Here is a 19,048-nt window from a genome sequence, read left to right on the forward strand (position 1 = left end):
ATAACGAAGAAAGGCTGGGGTAACGGGCACATAGCCCGTTACCCCAGCCTTGCCACGCCGGTTTTTCACACCGGCGCACCGGTCTTCACTCGCCTATCTCACATGACAGGCGCGAATGACCAGTTACCGGCTCACGCCTCGAAGTAACCGGAGGAGCCGAGGCGGGCGTTCGGGTCGAGGAGCATGGCCTTCTCGACCTCGTGCGCGTCGTAGCGGCCGCCGGAGGCGAGACGCGTGCCGTCCTCGCGGAAGCGGCGGTTGTCGATCGGCTCGTAGAGCGCGGCGCGACCCATCATGCCTTCCTCGAGGCGACGCTGACCGGCCGCGAGGCGCGCGTTGGCGCGCTTGCGCCACGACTCCAGCGCCTCCTCGCCGTCGGCCTTCGCGACGGCCGCCTCGAAGGCACCGGGGTGCACGAGCGCCACGAAGCCGGAGACGTGGCCGAAGCCGAGCGAGGTGGCGAGTCCGGCCTTGACCGGCCTGCCGTCCGCGGCGCGTCCGAACGCGTCCTCGCCACCGCCGATGCGCAGCGGCTTCCTCAGCCACACCATGTGGTCGTCGCGTTCGAGCTTCGGGTCGACGCAGTCGAGCGAGGCGTTGGCAGGGATCACTCCGGAGGCGAACAGCTGCGTCAGGCCGTTGACCTGGAAGATGCAGGCGCCGCCCTTCGCGTGGCCGGTGAGGGTCTTCTGCGAGATGACGAACAGCGGGTTGCCGTCGGTACGTCCGATCGCGTGGGCGAGCGTGTTGTGCAGCTCGGACTCGTTCGGATCGTTGGCGTTGGTGGACGTGTCGTGCTTGGAGACCACGGCGATGTCGTCCGGCGTGACGCCGAGCTTCGCAAGATCCTTCACGAGCTTCGCGTCGCGTCCGCCGAGGCCGGCGGCCAGCGCGCCGAGGCCCGGGGCCGGGATCGACGTGTGCGCGCCGTCCGCGTAGGAGTGGATGAAGCCGACGACGCCGGCGACCGGCAGGCCGAGCCTCAGCGCGATGTCGCCTCGGGTCAAGAGGATCGTGCCGCCGCCTTGGGATTCAAGGAAGCCGCCGCGGCGACGATCGTTCGCACGGGAGAAGAAGCGCGCGTCGATGCCCTTGGCGTACATCTCCTCGGAGTTGGCGGTCGCGTTCATGTTGCCGAATCCGATCACCGACTCGACGCCGATGTCGTCGATCGCGCCGGTGACGACGAAGTCGGCCTTGCCGAGCGCGATCTTGTCGGCGCCCTCCTCGAGCGACACCGCGGCGGTGGCGCAGGCGGAGACCGGCTGGACCATGTTGCCGTAGCCGCCGATGTAGCTCTGCATCACGTGCGCGGCGACGACGTTCGGCAGTGCCTCCTGCAGGATGTCGGTCGGGATCTCGTGGTTCAGGAAGCGGTCGAGGTAGAGCTTGCGCATCGACATCATGCCGCCGAAGCCGGTGCCCTGCGTGGACGCGACCATCGACGGATGGATCGCCTCGAGGATCTCGGCCGGGTTGAAGCCGGCGGACAGGTACGCGTCGACCGTGGTGACGATGTTCCACAGCGCGATCTCGTCGACGTCGCCGACCATCGAGGCGGGGATGCCCCACTTGATCGGGTCGAAGCCCTTCGGGAACTGGCCGCCGACCGTGCGCGTCATGGTGGCGCGGCGCGGCACGCGGATCATCGAGCCGGCGTGACGGGTCACGTTCCATTCGCCGGACTCGTCGTCCTTCGCGTAGGAGGTGTGGGCCTCGTCAAGCTTGACGTATTCGCGGGCGACGTCCTCGCTGGGCACGGAGAAGGTGACGTCGTGGTCGAGGTAGACTTCGCTCTCCTCCTCGTCGGAGCCATCCTTGTAGTCGTTGCCCATGCCCTCCTCGAATGGGCGGATGCCGGAGCGGGCCACGACCTCGTCGTGGTAGCGCTCGGCGATGTCCTCCTCGGGCACGAGGTTGCCGTCGGTGTCGTACCAGCCCGGCTTGGGGCTGTCGGCCCACGTGAGCAGACCCATGTTCCACGCGAGCTCCAGCACGGCCCCGGCGTTGAGGTCGACGGAACCGTCGGAATGGATGCCAAGTTCGGCCTGGGCGCGCGTGCGCCCGGAGCCCCAAGGTCCGAGCTCGCCGATGGAGACGATGACGATCTCGTCCTCGGGGCGGGCGGTCACGTTCGCCCAGTCGGCGAGGTCGACGTGCGGCTGGTGCGGGGTGTGCGGGGTGGGCAGCGCCTTGATTCGCTGTCCGACGACGGAGCCATCCGCTTCCCGCACCTGCTCTCCCTCATCGGAGGGAGCCGACGCCTTTGCCACATCGGCTTCGGCCTCGGCGCGCAGCGCCTTGATGTCGATCGGCTCGGAGCCGAGTCCGCCGGTCAGGTCCACGTCGAGCGGCTTGACGGCCGCGGCGACACGCGATTCGGCGGTGCACAGGTCGAGCAGCTTGGCGGCGATCTGCGCGGTCGAGTACGTGTGGATGCCATGGCGTTCGACGACGGCGACCAGCGGGTCGTTGCCGCCCATGAGTCCGGTGCCGCGCACCCAGCCGATCTTCGGGTGGGCGAAGGTCACGCGGTCGGACCACACGCGCTCGGCGTGGGCACGGTTGACGATCGCGTCGAAGGCCGACTTGACCTCGCCGTACGCACCGTCTCCGCCGAACACGCCGCGGTTCGGGGAACCGGGCAGGACCACGTGCAGACGATGCTGCACATCGGTGTCGGCGCCGATCCTCGACAGGCCGGCGATCGCACGCTCGACGCCCCAGAGCATGAGGCGCGCCTGCGATTCGAACAGTTCGCCGGAATCGGCGAGCGTGCCGTGCACCGGCGGGGCCGCGAACGGGAAGAACAGGGTCGGCTCGTACGCGGGCTTGAGGATCGTGGTGGTCGCGCCGGTCGTCTTCTTCTGGACGTTGCCGACCCAGTCGACGAGCGCGTCCACGTCACGGAAGCTGGACAGGTTCGCGGGCACGAGCCACAGCCTGGCGCCTTCGGCCGCGTGGGTGCGGTAGGCGCGCTTGGCCCATTCCTTGATGGACGGCCTGAAGCTGTGCGACGTGGCGATCACGGTCGCTCCTCCCGCGAGCAGTCCCTCGACCACCTGCGCGGCGATCGAGTTCGGGCTCACGCCGGTGACCACGGCGATGTCACGCGCGAAGCGGGAGGCGGCCGGGTCCTCGCTGACGGGCTCCAGCGCCTCGGAGGCGATGCGCGCGAAGGCGCCCTTGAGCGCGGCATCGGCCGGATCGGTCTTCACGGCGAACCACTGCGCCTCGTCGGCGATCGCCTTGCCGAGGCCGACGAACCCGCCGGAGAGCAGGTCCGCGTCCTTCTCGTAGAAGGCGCGGGCGAGGTCCTCGCGGGCGGACGCCCAACGATCGTCGAAGAGGATCGCCTTGTTCGCGTCGAAGCGCGGCTCGACCTGCTTGGGCCAGTCGGAGCCGAGCTCGGCTTCGACGGCCGCGACCACGGCCGAGTTCTCATCCTCGCCAGCCTCGGGGGCGGGGGCGGCCACGCCGAGCTCGTTCAGGACGAATCGGGCGGTGGCGGCGAGCACGCCGTTGGAGCCGGTGACCTTCTCGGCGAACGCGTCGAGCGCGGCGGAGTCGACCACCGCTCCGCCCGCGGCACCTCCCGCGGACGGCTTGGAGACCGGCACGCCCTTGGTCTGGCCGACCAGCGCCACGGCGTCGTCGATGAGCTGATCGGCGGCGGCCTGGTTGGCGGCGGCGCCGGTGGGCAGCTTGGCGAGATCGCCGCCACGCGAGCTCGAGCCCTCGCGAGTGTCGAGCAGGAGCGCGGCGGTCGTGGCCGCGACCCAGCCTTCGCCGAGGCCCCACACGCCGGTGACGCGCTCGCGGATATGTGTGGGCTTGACGCCGGCCGCACCGAACAGGGCGCGCAGACGGTCGCGGATCGCCTCGGAGAGGACCGGTCCGAACGGCTTGTAGTTCGGTGCCACCTTGTTGACGATCTTGGCGAGCTGGTCGAGGGTCGCCTCGGCGGCGCCGTCGACGCTGGCCACGCCCAGCTCGGAGCTGATGTCCATGAGCAGCTGGTTGCGGCGCGAGGAGACGCCGTTGGTCAGGGTGTCGGTGGTGTCGGAGGTGCCGATCTGGTCGATGCGGATCTTGGTCGAGTAGGCCATGAGCACGCCGATCGCGTCGGACGCCTTGAAGGGGATGTCGGGCACGTCGGCGCCGGACGGACCGGCGGCCTGCCCTGATTGCAGGCCGCGCGAGGAGTCGGACAGTCCAGTGGACTGTCCGACGACGGAGCCATCCGCTTGACCAGCTGCGGCAGCCGCGGCGGGCTTGGCGGCGGGCTTCTCTCCCCCGTCGGCAGGGGCCGAGCCGAGCTTGGCGACGGCGGATCCGCCGGCGGGGGCGGCTTCGACGGGCGCCGGGGCCGACTCAGCCGACTCGTCCGCCTCGTCGGGCACGAGCGAATCGGTGTCGGTCATGTACACGCGTCCCTCGTCGCGGCCGACGTTGTACACGGTCACGTCGGTGCCGGAGAACTCAGGCAGACGCAGGGTCTTGGATCCGAGATTCGCGAGGGTCGGGGCGTTGCCGAGACCGACCTCGACGTACTCCTCGACGCCCAGACCGCCCTGCGCCGCGTGGCGGAAGAGCAGCGACTGGGTTTCGATCCAGCGCACCGGGGAGGCGAACTGCCAGGAGAGCAGTTCGGTCAGCAGCAGGCGGCCGAGCTTCTGGTCGTCGGCGGCGTAGGAGTCCCACACGGCCGGGTCCTCGAGCGCCTTGCGAATGCGCTCGGAGGGCACGACCTGAAGGATCTTCGCGGCGAACTCCTTGGTCATTTCGAACGGGCAGGCCACAAGGTTCGGAATGTAGCGGCCTACCAGTCGTCCGCGGTAGTCGATGTACTGCGGCAGCAGCGCGTCGAGCTTGTCGCGGAACTCCGGCACGCCCTTCCTGAGCAGCGTGGAGTGGAACGGCACGTCGATGCCCGGCACGAGCATGAACGCCGGCTTGCCGCCCGCCTCCCTGGCGCGGCGGTTCGCATCCTCCTTGAGGAACTTCAATCCCGCGATGGTGCCGGCGACCGCGTACTGCGCGCCCGCGAGGTTGTAGTTGACGATCTGCAGGAACTCGCCGCTCTTCTCGGCCACGGATTCGATGTACGCCTTGACGTGCGCGTCGTCGACGCCGAACTGGTTCGGACGCAGGGCTCCCATGCGGTAGTTGGAGCGGCCCTGCGCGTCGCGCGGGATCAGGTGGTGCATCGTCGAGCCGCGGTGGAAGACCAGCTCGAGCACGGTCTCCAGCGGGATCACGCCGGCGAACGCGGACAGCGCGTTGTATTCGCCGAGCGAGTGTCCGGCGAAGTAGGCGGGCCAGATGTCGGCGCCGGCCTCGCGCAGTCGCGCGGTCTGGGCGAACGCGACGGTGGCGAGCGCGACCTGCGTGAACTGCGTCAGGTTGAGCAGTCCCTCCGGGTGGCGGTAGGTGACGCCGTTGGCGGTGAGCTCCTTCGGGTTATCGCGCACGAGGGCGATGATCGAGAAGCCGAGCTTGGCGCGGGTGAGCTTGTCGGCGCGCTCCCACACGTCGCGGGCGGCGGGCGACTTGGCGCGCTCGTCGAGGACCATGCCCTGCTTCTGGATGCCCTGTCCGGGGTAGACGAACGCCGCACGCGGGGCGCGCACGAGCGCGGTGCCGCGGGAGACGAGCTGGCCGTCGATGCGGCAGGTGACCTCGAGGGCCATGCCGCCGTGTTCGACGCGGCCGACGCGTTCGATGGAGATCTCGACCTGGTCGTTCAGCTGGACCATGCCGTACATGTTGTACGTCCATCCGGCGATCTCGTAGTGGGCGCCCTTGTCGTCGAGCGCCTGCACCGCGTGCTGGGCGGTGGCGGACAGCCACATGCCGTGCACGAGCGGGGCGGCCAGTCCGGAGATCGCGGCGCCGCGCTTCGAGGTGTGGATCGGGTTGAAGTCGCCGGACGTGCGCGCGAACGCGGTCATATCGCCGGGCGCGGTGACCTTGACGCGACGCAGGAGGCGCCTCTGCGTGGGCAGGATCCGGGTCTGCTCCTCGCCACGCTCGTCCGATTCGCTCGGATGCGCGGCGAGCCAGTCGCCGTATTCGGGCGCGTCGGCCGGCAGCACGTCGGAGTAGACGCGACCGCGGATCGCGAAGCGTTCGGTCTCGCGCGCAAGCAGCGTGCCATCGGCGGCGGTGTGCGTCACGTGGATCGTGACGACGCGGCCGGAGGCGGATTCGAAGTAGTCCTCGGCCCACGACTTCAAGGTGACGGTCTCGCCGACGTGCTTCAGCAGCTCGTCCTCGGTCTGTTCAAGTTCGATGAGGTGGTCGAGGTGGACGGCGTTGAGCAGACCCTCGATGACCGGATAGCCGTGGACGGACACCGAGCCGAGCGCCGCGTAGATCGCCGGCCAGGCCGGGCCGACCAGCGCGTCGGGCGCGATGCGCGAGGCCCTGAGAGTGGACGGCAGTGCGCCGCCGGTCGCGGCCTCGTGGTCGTAGCCGAGGTTCGCGGAGAACGTGTAGGCGGCGGTGGCGACGCCGAACACATGCTCCTTGTCACCGTCTGTCTTCTCGATCTCGGGCATGGCGGCGAGCACGTCGCCGGTGATGGCGGTGTTGCCGATGCCGGCCGTGGCGGCGAGCATCGCATACACGTCCGGGATCAGACGCTCACGGTTGACGATCGGCATGCCGCCGGTCGCGTCGGCCGGCACGGTGAGCGGGATGACGATGTCGCGCACGGCGTGCTTCGAGGTGCCGCCGTCCGGATCGTTGTCCCAATAGGTGTCGAGATGGATGTCGAGATCGTACTCGCCCTTCGCCTCGTCGACGGCGCGGATCTCGTAGTTCTTGTCGCCGAGCGGCGTGCCGTAGGCCGGATTGTCGGTCACGTGGCCGACCCAGGAGATGTTCGGGGACTTGCGGATGAAGTCCTCGGCGCTCACGGCCTCGCCGAGCGTCGCGTACAGCGGCGCGGCGGTCTCCGCCTCCGTCAGTTCCTTGGCGCGTTCGATCGCGGCCGTCTCGAAGCGGCCGAGGATGTCGGCCACCGGCTCGTCGACGGTCGTGATGCCGGCCACGGAGATCGGGCCCGGAATCACACGCACGGAATCGGCAGAATAACGCGGATCCTCGGACTGCCACAGCTGATCCTGACCCCACCAGCGCAGCAGATCGTTGTCGATCACCGGCACGAACGGCATCGGCTTGGGATACTCGCGCACCAGCACCGGGAACCACGCCTCGTCGGCGGGCGTCACCGTGATGCTGGCGGCCTGCGGATACTCGCGCTCCAACGCGGCGAGCGCCGGAGCCGGATCCTTGATCACGTCCTCGCGCGTCACGTCGAGCTTCGAGACGAACTCGCCGGAGTCAACGTCGGCGACACGCGCCTCGATGCGATGCAGCAGGTCGAGGAAACGGTCGGCGTACGTGTCGTCCACCCACGGGTAGGCGAGTTCGGCGAAACGCTGCGCCCACTGCAAGTAGGTCATGGTCTTCAGGTCGCCGAAGTACGGCTTGGCGGTCTTGTCGAGCGCCTCGATGATCTCGGCGCGACGAGACTCCAGCTCCTCCGGATGCTTCATCACGCGCACCAGCAGTCGACCGCACTCGGCGGACGAGTTCTCCACCTCGTAGATGTCGGCGTGCAGGTGGGACAGACCGGAGGCGACGCCGCCGATCGACTTGCCGGACGGCACCCAGCGCTCGCCGGCGGGGGCGAACGGGTCGGTGTCGGAGTCGGCCGCGGTGTCGGCGGTGATGCCGGGGGTCGCGACGAGCAGCTTCTTGACCTCGGGGCTGGTGTGCGCCTCCTTGGCGGTCATCACGGCGGTGCCGACGAGCACGCCGTCGACCGGCATATCGGGCAGGCCATAGGCGCGCGACCACTGGCCGGACAGGTAGTCGGCCGCACGGTCGGGCGTACCGATGCCGCCGCCGGCGACGAGCACGAGGTTGTCGCAGGCGCGCACCTCGGCGTAGGTGGAGGTCAGCAGGTCGTCGAGCGACTCCCAGCTGTGGTGGCCGCCCGCGGCGCCGCCTTCGACCTGCATGAGGATGACGGTCGGGGCCACGGCCTTGGCGATGCGGATCACCTGACGGATCTGGTCGACGGTGCCGGGCTTGAAGCTCACGTACGGCAGGCCGTCCTTCCGCAGCTTGGCGATGAGTTCGACGGCCTCGTCGAGTTCGGGCACGCCGGCGGAGATGACGACGCCGTCGATCGGGGCTCCGGACGCGCGCTTCTTCGGCACGATGCGGGTCGAGCCGAACTGGAGGTTCCACAGGTAGCGGTCCATGAACATCGCGTTGAATTCGACGGTGCGACCCTCGTCGAGCAGCTCCTCGAGACGCGCGACGTGGCGGTCGAACACCTCTGCGGTGACCTGGCCGCCGCCGGCGAGCTCGGCCCAGTAGCCGGCGTTCGCGGCGGCCGCGACGATCTCCGGATCGACGGTGGTGGGGGTCATGCCGGGCAGCAGCACCGGCGGCTTGCCGGTGAGCTCGGAGAACCTGGTGACGAGCCTGTCGCCGGCGGGCGTATGCGCCAGACGCGGGGCGAACACCTTCCAGTTCTGGGTGCGCGCGGGCTCGTCGGTCGCGGTGGACAGGGCGGCGCGCTCGGCGAGCGTGGTCGCCTCGACGATGCCGACGCCGGTGCCTTCCGCGACGTGGCCGATGAGCTTGCCGAGCGTCGTGCCCGGGCCCAGGTCGACGATCCACAGCTTGGCCGGATCGGTGTCCTCGAGCGTGGCGCGCACGCGGGCGGCCCAGTCGACGTGGTTCAGGAGCACTTCCTCGGCGAGCGCGCGGGCGCGATCCTCGTCGAAGCCGCAGGCGCGCGCCCATTCGACGGTCCGCTCGACGGCAGGCTGCATAAGCGGCGAGTGGAACGGCAGGGTGACGTCGAGGTATTCGAGGACGGGGGCGAACACGGCGCCGCCGCGCACCTTCTCCTCGCGCAGACGCGCCTGCTTCCTGTGCTCCTTGGCGGTTTCGACGCCGAATGCGGCCAGATCGTCCGGGAATCCGGAGAGCACGTGATGGTTGGCGGAGTTGGTCACGGCGATGGAGATGGGGCCGCGCGGGTTGTTGACGCGGGCGGCGAGCGCCTCGACCTGCGCGCGGGTGGCGCCGCGCACGGACAGCATCGGCGTGGACTCGCCGGCGCGCGGGCTCAGCGCGAGTTCGCGGGCGGCGCGGGTGCCGGCGGCGCCGATCAGCGCGGCGGTGGCGAGGATCTCGTCGATCTGGTCGCGCGCGGCGCCGATCGATCCGGCCTCGCGGATGGCCTTGACCATATGCACGGCGAGCACGCCCTGCGAGTGGCCAAGCACGGCGGTCGGGTTGGCGCGGGTGACGTCGTAGCCCAGGTGGTTCAGGTCGATGAGCGCGCCGAGCTGGGTCAGGGCGATGCCCTCGACCGAGGCGGTGGCGTCGGCCGCGGCGCCGAGTCGGGCCGGGTTCGGGGTGAAGCCGAACAGGTCGACAGGGCGTCCGGTGGTGGCCAGCAGTTCGGCGTTGACGGGGGTGAGCTTGGCATAGGCGGCGTCCACGTGGGCGTGGAGCGCGTCGGCCAGCTCGGGGTCGGCGGTCTGGTCGGCGAGCGCGACCGGCCACGGCGTGGACTGGCCGGCGAAGGCGAGCGCGTGCGGTTCGCCTTCGGCCAGGCGGTTGAGGAAGAAGGTGGTCATGTGTGTTCCTATCTGTGTGTTTTTCTTACGTGCTGTTATGCGATGAGTCTGTTATGCGATGAGTCGATGAGTCAGAGCGGCTGGTTGCCGTGGTGCTTGGTCGTGTGCCTCACGCGCCGCTTGGTGGCGAGCGTCGCGAGCGATTCGACGATCGCCTCGCGTGTCTGCTCGGGGTCGATCATCGCGTCGATCTGCCCGAGTTCGAGCGAGAGGTTCGCGTTGACGGTGGTCTCCTCGTAGTCGGCGATGTACTGCGCACGCAACGCCTCCACGTCCTTGCCGGCGGCCTTGGCCTTGGCGAGGTCGTGACGGTGGATGATGTTGACCGCGCCGGCCGCGCCGAGCACGGCGATCTGCGAGGACGGCCACGCGAAGTTCATGTCGGCGCCGATCGCCTTGGATCCCATCACGATGTACGCGCCGCCGAACGCCTTGCGCAGCACGACGGTGACGAGCGGCACCTGCGCGTTGGCGTAGGCGTAGATCACCTTGGCGCCGCGGCGGATGATGCCGGCGTGCTCCTGTTCGGCACCGGGCTTGTATCCGGGGGTGTCCACGAGGGTGATGACCGGCAGGTTGAACGCGTCGCACAGACGCACGAACCGGGCGATCTTCTCGGAGGCGTCGACGTCGAGGATGCCGGCGTTGACGTTCGGCTGGTTGGCGACCACGCCGACCGGATGCCCGTCGATGCAGGCGAAGCCGACAAGCGCGGACGCGGCGAAGCGTTCGTGCACCTGCACGAACTCGCCGTAGTCGACGATGCAGCGGATCACGTCGAGCATGTCGTAGGGCTGACGATCATTGTCCGGCACGATCTCGGCGAGACGCTTGGCGGTGTCGCGTTCGGCGCGTGTGGCGGCGTAGGCGTAGACCGGCGGCCGCTCGTCCGAATTGGACGGCAGGTAGGCGAGCACGGTGCGCGCGTAGTCGATCGCGTCGGACTCGTCCTCGCCGAGGTAGTGCGCGACGCCGGATTTGCGGCTGTGCACGTCGCCGCCGCCCAGATCGGCCATCGAGATGGTCTCGCCGGTCGCGGCCTTGACCACGTCCGGTCCGGTGACGAACATGTTCGAGTTCTCGCGCGTCATGATGATGAGGTCCGTCAGGGCCGGGCAGTAGACGGCGCCGCCGGCGCAGGGGCCGAGGATCAGGGAGATCTGGGGGATGAAGCCGCTCGCCTCGCACGTCTTGCGGAAGATGCGCCCGTACTGGGTGAGCGCGGCGACGCCCTCCTGGATGCGCGCGCCGCCGGAGTCGACGATCGCGACGACCGGCACCTTGAGGCTGATCGCCATGTCCATCAGATGGCAGATCTTCTCGCCCTCAGCGGTGCCGAGCGTGCCGCCGCGCACGGAGAAGTCCTGCGCGTAGACGGCGACCTTGCGCCCGTAGACGAGTCCGAAGCCGCAGATCACGGCCGATCCGGCGTTGCCCGCGTTGATGTTGCCGCCCTGGAAGCGGCCGATCTCCTCGAAGCTGCCGGTGTCGAACAGCAGGTCAAGGCGCTCGCGCGCGGTCTTCTTGTGCTTGGCGTGCTGCTTGTCGCGGGCGCGGCTTTCGGCGTCGCGGGCGAGCTGCGCCGCGCGGATCACGGCGGCGCGCAGCGGCTGGCCGCTCTGTTCCACGGGTTGTTTCACGGCGTCACGCACGGCGGGGCTGTTCACGATGTCGGTCATTTCGCGGCCTCCTCACCCTTGGCCGGATCCTTGGCCGAGCCGGACGCCCCAACCACGTCCAGCGTGACCAACGTGTCGCCGGCCTCCACGCCATCGGCGGGGCCGACGAAGATCTTCGTGACCGTGCCGGCGGCCGGCGCGTACACGTAGTTCTCCATCTTCATGGATTCGAGCACGACGAGCAGATCGCCCTTCGCGACCTGCTGGCCTTCGGCGACGTTGATGCGCGTGACGACCGCCTGCATCGGGGAGGCGATGATGCCGGACTTGGCGCCGTCGTCGACCGCGCCGCGGGCGGGGCCGGCGCTGTGCGAGCCGGAGCCGCGCAACGGCTGCGTCGGGCGCTTCGCTCCGCGCGCACGCACGCCGCCGGTCAGGTTCTCGACGATGTCGATCGGCACGGTGAGCTTGACCCGCTTGTCGTTCATCTCGATGACGAACGTCTCGGTGGTCTCCTTCTTCTCGCCATTCGCATCCGCTCCCGCCGTCGCTCCGGCGAGGGATGCGGGCTGGCCCGCGTGCACCGTGTCCGGCTCGCGGTTGAGATACGTGCGTTCCAGCCACTTCGTGCTCACGTCGAAGGCGTGGCCGTGTTCGGCGGTGAACGCGTCGTCGCGGAAGATCCTCTTGAACAGCGGGATCGGCGTGGGCACGCCCTCGATCGTCATCTCGTCGAGCACGCGGCGCACGCGCGCGACCGCGTCGAGGCGGTTCTGCGCGGTGACGACGACCTTGCCCATCATCGAATCGAACTTCGGGGAGACGGTGTCGCCCTCGACCACGCCGGTGTCGATGCGCACGCCCGGGCCGGACGGCCAGACGATGCGCTCCAGCGTGCCGGCCGACGGGGTCAGGTTCGTGGCCGGATCCTCGGAGGTGATGCGCAGCTCGAAGCTGTGGCCGCGAGGCTCGGGAGCGGGGGTCAGTTCGCCGCCGGAGGCGATGACGAGCTGCTCGCGCACGAGATCGAGGCCGGAGACCTCCTCGGAGACGGTGTGCTCGACCTGAAGCCGCGGATTGACCTCGAGGAAGTAGACCTTGCCGTACGGCGTCACCATGAACTCGCAGGTGCCGAGCCCGGTGTAGCCGACCGTCTCGAACAGGCGGCGCGAGTACTCCTTGAGGGTCGCGACGACCTTCTCGGACAGGAACGGTGCGGGCGCCTCCTCGACGAGCTTCTGATTGCGACGCTGCAGCGAGCAGTCACGCGTCGAATAGACGGTGAAGTTGCCGTGGGAGTCGCGTCCGGACTGGGTTTCGACGTGACGCGCCTTGTCGATGAACTTCTCGATGAAGTACTCGTCGAGGTCGCCGCCCTCGAGCGCGTCGTGATTGGTGTAGAAGCGGCGCAGCTCCTCGTCGTCGCGCACGACGGTGATGCCGTGTCCGCCGCCGCCGTCCGTGCGCTTCATCATGATCGGATAGCCGTGCGTGTGCGCGAAGTCGAGCAGCGTGCGGATGTCCTTGACCGATTCGGACAGGCCCGGCACCGGCGGCACCTTGGCGCGCAGGGCGACCCTGCGGGCGGTGATCTTGTCGCCGAGATCGACGAGCGCGGTGTGATGCGGACCGACCCAGATCGCGCCGGCCGCCTCGACCTTCTGCGCGAAGCTCGGCACTTCGGAGAGGAACCCGTAGCCCGGGTGCACCGCGTCGGCACCGGAACGGTGGATGATGTCGATCAGCAGATCCTCGTTGAGATACGTGTCCTGATAGGTGTCGCCGGGCAGGAGGTACGCCTCGTCCGCGAGACTGACGTATTGCGATCCGCGGTCCTGTTCGGCGTACACGGCCACCGTGGCGATGCCCATCTCGCGCGCGGTCCTCACCACGCGCAGGGCGATCTCACCACGATTGGCGATCAGCAGTTTCTTGACAATATGCCCCATAGCGTCAGATTCTTCTCCTGATTACTGACGCTTTCAATCGAAATGTCTACAAAACGACCGTGGAACTTTTGTCACGTTCCACAAACGTCACCGTAGCTTAACGGGATTATCGTCGGGGTCAATCACTCAACAGAAGGGGAACACCATGTCCAATACGCCTGAAACCACCGCCCGGACCGCCGAGGCGACCGAATCCAAGACCGTCTCCACCGCGCGCCGTGTGGCCGCCGTTTCGTGGAAGCCGGTGCTGTTCGCCGTGCTCATGTGGGTCTCCGCCGCGGCCGGCCAGATCCCGGTTCCGGGGACCCCGGTGCCGATCACGCTGCAGACCTTCGTCGTCATGCTCGCGGGCCTCATGCTCACGTGGCGTCAGGCCGGTGCGGCCGTCGCCGCCTACCTCGCCGCGGGCGCGGCGGGCCTGCCGGTGTTCGCCGGCGGCGCCTCGACGATGGCGCTGGTCGGCCCGAGCGCCGGCTTCCTGCTCGGCTTCCTGCCGGGCATCGTCGTGATCGCGCTGCTCAAGGGCTCCAAGGACTCCAAGGGCGAGTCCGCCTCTATCCTGACCGCGCTGCGCTACTTCGCCGCGGCGTTCGTCGGCGGCGTCGTGGTCGTCTACACGTTCGGCATCCTCATCCAGTCGACGCTGACCGGCCTGCCGGTCGCCGCCGTGACCGCCGCCTCGATGGCCTTCATCATCGGCGACATCGTCAAGGCGTTCGTCGCCTCCCTCGCCGCCGCCGGCCTCGCGCGTCTGCGCTGAATCGGCCGGCAGGCCCCTGTCCTTCCGGCTCCCCTTGTCAGGGGAGCTGGCCCGCAAAGCGGGACTGAGGGGTTACCAGCTGATGCTTTGTTGGTTTGATTTGCCTTGTTCTGGCGTGTTATGATTTATTCATGCGTGCGAAGGAATGGGCGACTCGTGAGGGGTTGAACGAGCAGACGGTGTGGAAGTGGTGTCGTGAGAACCGTATGCCGGTCCCGTTCGAACGGTCGGGGAGCGTGTGGCTCATCCACGATCCGAAGTATGAGAGGCCATCCGCTCCCAATGCGGGTTCGCGTACGGTCTGCTATGCGCGCGTCTCCTCATCCGATCAGAAGGCGGATCTGACGCGGCAGGCGGACCGGTTGAAGGCGTTCGCCATCGGCATGGGGGTCGAATCCCCCGAAGTGGTGTGCGAGACCGGCAGCGGCATGAACGACAAGCGCCGCAAATTGAACCGCATCCTCGCCGATCCCACGGTCGGCATCATCATCGTGGAGCATCGTGACCGGCTGGCGCGTATGAATGCGGGACTCGTCGAGTCCGCGTTGAAGGCGGCGGGGCGCAGGCTGATCGTCGTGGACGATTCGGAGCTGGATGATGATCTGGTGCGTGATATGACCGAGGTGCTGACCTCGTTCTGCGCGCGCCTGTATGGCCGTCGTGCCGCCGGGAACAAGGTGGAGGCCGCGTTGAAGGCGGCGCGTGATGCTTGAGGCGGTCAGGGTCGCGTTGGACCCCACGCCGGCGCAGGAGCGTTTGCTGTCCTCGCATGCGGGGGCGGCGCGGTTCTCGTTCAACGCCGGGCTTGCCCACGTCAAGGCGATGATCGACGCACAGGAAAGACCGGAGTGGTCGCTGTACGCGCTGCGACGCTGGTGGAACGCCAACAAGGACACGCTGGCCGTGGACAAGGACGGTGTGCCGTGGTGGCGGGAGAACAGCAAGGAAGCCTACAACAGTGGTTTGGAAGCCCTGTCGAACGCCCTGAGGAACTGGTCGGAAAGCCGCAAGGGGCAGCGCAAAGGACGTCGCGTCGGCTTCCCCGGGTTCCGGTCGAAGGATCGTGCGACGCCCCGGTTCGCGTACACGACCGGCTCGTACGGTCTCATCCCCGGTGATCCCAGGGCGTTGAGACTGCCTCGGATCGGCCGCGTGCACTGCATGGAGAACGTGGCGAAGCGGGTCGGCGATGGTCGGGTGCTGCGCATGACCGTCAGCCGGCATGCGGGACGCTGGCACGCCTCGTTGACCGTGGAACGCGCCGATCCCGCGCCCGCGACCCCGTCGAGGGGCGGTGCGGTCGGCATCGATCTGGGGGTCAGGACGCTGGCGACGCTTTCCGACGGGACTGTCATCGCCAACCCGCACGCGTTGGAGGGCAGTGAACATCGGTTGAGACGCGTGCAGAAGGCATTGTCACGCAGGACGAGGGGATCGAACCGTCGGCGCAGGACGCGCGAACGCGTGGCCCGTCTGCACGCGCGAGTCGCCAACCAGCGCCGCGACCTGCTGCACAAGCTGACCACACGGCTCGCCTCCATCTACTCGGACATCTCGATCGAGGACCTGAACGTGGCCGGCATGGTCAGGAACCATCGGCTCGCCAAGGCGGTCGAGGACGCGTCCTTCCATGAGCTGCGACGTCAATTGGAGTACAAGACCGCGCGCACCGGCGCACGGCTGCACGTCGTCGACCGCTGGTATCCGTCAAGCAAACGATGCTCGGACTGCGGGAGGGTGAAAGCCAAGCTCTCCCTCGACGAGCGCGTCTACCGGTGCGACGGGTGCGGCCTCATCATGGACCGCGACCTGAACGCCGCGATCAACATCATGGTCGCCGGGAGTGCCCCGGAGACCCTAAACGCGCATGGAGCGGACGTAAGACCCGGCGTCCCGTGGGATGCCGGGCAAACCGCGGTGAAGTGCGAACCAAGCAGCCACCACGGTGGCATGAGCCTTGGAGCGGACGGCCGCAAGACCGTCCTGCAAGCCAAAACAAACTAGCTTGCAACGGTAGTCCAGACCGCGGGATGGCTACTGCAGCAACCCCACCTCGCTCGCCAACAGCGCTCGCGTCACGCCATCGGGCGTCTCGACGTTGATCGACGCGTCGTCGTTCAACGCGACGACCACGCCGCGCACGGCCGACCCGTCGATCAGCTGCGCTTCGATCTCGCGTCCCATCATCCAGCAGACGTGACGCATCTCCGAACGCAGCCGCCCGGCCTCGACCATCGGCGAGTCCGCGAACGTCTCCAGCCGCCTGCGCAGCGACTCGACGAACCGGGAGAGCACGCCGTCGCGCAGCTCCTCGATGCCGGGCAGGGGCCCCACGTTCATCTGCAGCGACGTGGCCTGCGGCGTGGGCAGGTGGTCGGCGGGCACCAGCAGATTCGCGCCGAAGCTGAACGCCACCACGCGCCACGCGCCGGACGCGGGGCCACCGGACGGCGACGGCATCACCTCGGTGACGGTGCCGCCGATCTTGAGCCCGTGGCAGTAGATGTCGTTGGGCCATTTCAGCTTGAACCCGCAGTCCTCGTCGTACGGGCGGGCGCCGCACGCGTCGATCTCGCCCTCGAGCGCGTCCAGCGCGGCGAGCTCGCCGATCATCGCCAGCCAGCCGTTGAACAACTCGTCGTCCGCCACCCGCGCCGGCACCGGCACGACCGCCGTCGCCGTGAGCGATTTGCCCGGCACCGTGATCCACGGCCTGCCGAACCGCACCAGCGCGTTGCTCAGGTAGTCGGCGGCAATCACGGTGATCGGCAAATGGTCCGAGGCCAGTTCCCCGGACTCGCCCACGTTCACGACGATCTCGCCACGCTCGACCATGCGTCGCGCCTCCGCATGAGTCGAATCCATGTCGGCCACCGAGACAACCATGTCCGCGACCGATCTCGTTCTTTCCAGTCGCGGCGCTGCGACCTTCAGCAATGACATCATGGTCTTCACCATACGCCCACATGTCCGATGAGTCAAAGTCGCTGGACGTAATCGGCCAGAAAACAACCCGTCAACAGGGCAAGAGCGCGGTCATGGACCAGTTACCAGCGTCCTCCTCAATGGTAAGCGAGCCACCGCGGCGTTCCGCGAAGTCACGGTAGTAGGCGAGTCCTCGGCCGGTGGAAGCCCCCTCGGCCGGACGATCACGGTCGACGCCGTGCGCGCCAGCCCGCTTCGGCGTATCCGCCAGTGACACGACGATGCCTTCCGCGCGCCCCGAAACGCCCAACGCATAGCCCCGTTCGGGATCGGCGTGCTTGGCGATGTTCGCGAAACACTCCTTGAGGAAGGACGCCGCCATCGTCAGATCCGCGCGCCCCAGACCGGTCGGCACACTCTGCGGCATCACCACGGTGCCGGTGAAACCGATCCGCTCGAGCCGCGCGGATTCGGCCGTCACCAAGGCGCGCAACGCATCCCACGACGTTTCGTCACAGACGGATCCGCCAGACTCGCCAGACGGATCGGCCGGATCACCGACGCCGGCGCCCGCCGCATCCGCGCCCTCATTTCCCGAGAGCACATGCACCGCCCGCCGCGTACTGTCCAGCGCGCCACGCACGTCCTGAACCATCTCCTGATCGCGATCAGGCCGACCGCCATCACGGCCGCCCCGATCATCGCGTTCGTCGCGCTGAAGCCGGAGCAGCACGTAGCTCAACCGGTTCGCCACGTCGTCGTGCAGCTGATGAACGACCTGGTCGCGACGCAACCGCTGATCGCGCTCCCACTGGTCACGCTCACGGCGACGGAGCGCGGACGCCGCCACGATCACCGCCATCACGGCGTTGAGGCACACCATGATGAAGGCACACAACACCACCATCAGGTAGTCGGGATGCACCACGTCCGCGATTGACCCGGTGACCAGCGGCGTCAGCACACACAGATCGAACGCGATCTGTCCCGCCAGCACGTTCCCGTGCGCGGTCACGACGATGGCGAGCAGCACGTTGAGCATCAGCGTCCACGACGACGTGAGCAGCGACGCGGGAACGCAGCACATGACGAGCCATATCCCGCACACGACATGCGCCGCACGGTATGGCGTGCGGCCGATGAACGGCGTCGCGACCACAAGGCACGCCGTGCCCGCAAGGGAACAGACACCCATGAGCGCGTATCGGGGATCGTCGAGCGAAAACCACCCGTTCATGAGGAGGTTGCCCGTATCGACTAGATTGGCGACCGCGATCAGCGCGGCCACCACCGTCAGCAACGGATGCGGACGGCCATCGGCCAGCCCACCCTCCGCCGCGGTTCTCGGCCGGAACAGCCTCATTAGCCCCGTCAACGATGTCATGAACGTCATATGCGATGCTGTACCTGACATATCCGTATTACCTCCTGTCGCGTGGCGACTCCCAGTTTCCTCATGGCGTGGTGCATGTGCACGTGGACGGTGGATTCGCTGATGCCGAGTGCCCGCGCGATCTCCCCGGTCGTCAGATGCCTGCCGTACAGTCTCGCGATCGTCAGCTCGCGTTCGCTGAGACGGCCGAAACGATCGGCGCCTGAGGCTGGTTGACCGTGGCCGTCGGACGACTCCGGTCGACTCCAGCCCTGTGCCGCCTTGACTATCGCGGGACCAAGCATCCGCGGGATGTTCTCCTTGGCGACGAGTGCCTGGCCGCCGGCCCGCACCAGACTGTCGGCGAACGACTCCGGGTCGAGGGCCGTGATGCCGACGACACCGATCGTCGATCCGCCCCGGCGCAGGGCGGCGCACACCTCCGGCCCGGTCATGTCGGTGAGTGACATGTCGCTCACCAGCACGTCCGGCGGTTTCGGCGCGTGCAGGCATCGGTGGATCGCCGCTGCTCCGGTGGAGACCGCCCAGATCATATGGAACCTCGGGTCGAGCCGTTCGATGGCCACGCGAAGGTACGCCAGGGCGTACGGATCGTTATCCACCAGCCCGATGGCGACGGCATGCGCGGACCTCGCGGGCCCCGAGGACCCGTCGCGGGGGAATCCCGATGATTCCGGTGCACGGCTGTTGTTGTTCATGAGGCCCATGCTAGGGAGCCGGCCGATGAT

9 protein-coding genes are annotated in these 19,048 nt (G+C 68.2%); 3 read left to right on the forward strand and 6 right to left on the reverse strand.

Features of this window, described 5'->3' with window-relative positions:
• Positions 1–131: 131 nt before the first annotated feature.
• The 3 genes from EMB92_RS05380 to EMB92_RS05390 all read right to left on the reverse strand — a co-directional run bounded on the left by EMB92_RS05380 (position 132) and on the right by EMB92_RS05390 (position 13,242).
• Positions 132–9,674, reverse strand: coding sequence for a type I polyketide synthase (locus EMB92_RS05380; RefSeq protein WP_150394040.1), 9,543 nt, complete (start codon positions 9,672–9,674; stop codon positions 132–134).
• Between the two features lie 71 nt (positions 9,675–9,745).
• Entirely contained in the window at positions 9,746–11,353 is a 1,608-nt protein-coding gene (locus EMB92_RS05385; RefSeq protein ID WP_150394041.1) for an acyl-CoA carboxylase subunit beta, read from the reverse strand.
• Positions 11,350–13,242, reverse strand: coding sequence for an ATP-binding protein (locus EMB92_RS05390; RefSeq protein ID WP_150394042.1), 1,893 nt, complete (start codon positions 13,240–13,242; stop codon positions 11,350–11,352). Before EMB92_RS05390 ends, EMB92_RS05385 begins: the two co-directional genes overlap by 4 nt.
• Before the next feature lie 145 nt (positions 13,243–13,387).
• On the opposite strand from EMB92_RS05390, the gene EMB92_RS05395 reads away from it, so the two are divergent.
• From EMB92_RS05395 to tnpB, 3 genes are all read left to right on the forward strand, one after another.
• Entirely contained in the window at positions 13,388–14,002 is a 615-nt protein-coding gene (locus EMB92_RS05395; protein WP_150394043.1) for a biotin transporter BioY, read from the forward strand.
• Between the two features lie 131 nt (positions 14,003–14,133).
• The gene (locus EMB92_RS05400; RefSeq protein ID WP_150394044.1) at positions 14,134–14,715 is read left to right on the forward strand and encodes an IS607 family transposase; all 582 of its coding nucleotides are present in this window, start codon (positions 14,134–14,136) and stop codon (positions 14,713–14,715) included.
• Entirely contained in the window at positions 14,708–16,006 is a 1,299-nt protein-coding gene (gene tnpB / locus EMB92_RS05405; protein WP_150394045.1) for an IS607 family element RNA-guided endonuclease TnpB, read from the forward strand. The genes EMB92_RS05400 and tnpB overlap by 8 nt, the downstream gene beginning before the upstream one ends.
• A gap of 30 nt (positions 16,007–16,036) precedes the next feature.
• Here tnpB and EMB92_RS05410 read toward each other — a convergent pair whose 3' ends face one another.
• The 3 genes from EMB92_RS05410 to EMB92_RS05420 form a co-directional block, all read right to left on the reverse strand.
• Entirely contained in the window at positions 16,037–16,948 is a 912-nt protein-coding gene (locus EMB92_RS05410; RefSeq protein ID WP_150394046.1) for a biotin--[acetyl-CoA-carboxylase] ligase, read from the reverse strand.
• Between the two features lie 70 nt (positions 16,949–17,018).
• Entirely contained in the window at positions 17,019–18,320 is a 1,302-nt protein-coding gene (locus tag EMB92_RS05415) for a sensor histidine kinase (RefSeq protein ID WP_150394047.1), read from the reverse strand.
• Positions 18,317–19,018 carry a response regulator transcription factor gene (locus tag EMB92_RS05420; protein WP_190973567.1) on the reverse strand — a complete coding sequence of 234 codons (702 nt, stop codon included), beginning with the start codon at positions 19,016–19,018 and terminating at the stop codon, positions 18,317–18,319. The genes EMB92_RS05415 and EMB92_RS05420 overlap by 4 nt, the downstream gene beginning before the upstream one ends.
• Positions 19,019–19,048: the final 30 nt, after the last annotated feature.

The sequence above is a fragment of the Bifidobacterium callitrichos genome (assembly GCF_008698085.1).
Lineage (GTDB): Bacteria > Actinomycetota > Actinomycetes > Actinomycetales > Bifidobacteriaceae > Bifidobacterium > Bifidobacterium callitrichos.

What these genes read in the sequence shown, in the direction of transcription:
- EMB92_RS05380 (WP_150394040.1), bottom strand. Translation starts at nt 9,674, where the DNA reads ATGACCACCTTCTTCCTCAACCGCCTGGCCGAAGGCGAACCGCACGCG.
- EMB92_RS05385 (WP_150394041.1), bottom strand. Translation starts at nt 11,353, where the DNA reads ATGACCGACATCGTGAACAGCCCCGCCGTGCGTGACGCCGTGAAACAA.
- EMB92_RS05390 (WP_150394042.1), bottom strand. Translation starts at nt 13,242, where the DNA reads ATGGGGCATATTGTCAAGAAACTGCTGATCGCCAATCGTGGTGAGATC.
- EMB92_RS05395 (WP_150394043.1), top strand. Translation starts at nt 13,388, where the DNA reads ATGTCCAATACGCCTGAAACCACCGCCCGGACCGCCGAGGCGACCGAA.
- EMB92_RS05400 (WP_150394044.1), top strand. Translation starts at nt 14,134, where the DNA reads ATGCGTGCGAAGGAATGGGCGACTCGTGAGGGGTTGAACGAGCAGACG.
- tnpB (WP_150394045.1), top strand. Translation starts at nt 14,708, where the DNA reads ATGCTTGAGGCGGTCAGGGTCGCGTTGGACCCCACGCCGGCGCAGGAG.
- EMB92_RS05410 (WP_150394046.1), bottom strand. Translation starts at nt 16,948, where the DNA reads ATGATGTCATTGCTGAAGGTCGCAGCGCCGCGACTGGAAAGAACGAGA.
- EMB92_RS05415 (WP_150394047.1), bottom strand. Translation starts at nt 18,320, where the DNA reads ATGACGTTCATGACATCGTTGACGGGGCTAATGAGGCTGTTCCGGCCG.
- EMB92_RS05420 (WP_190973567.1), bottom strand. Translation starts at nt 19,018, where the DNA reads ATGAACAACAACAGCCGTGCACCGGAATCATCGGGATTCCCCCGCGAC.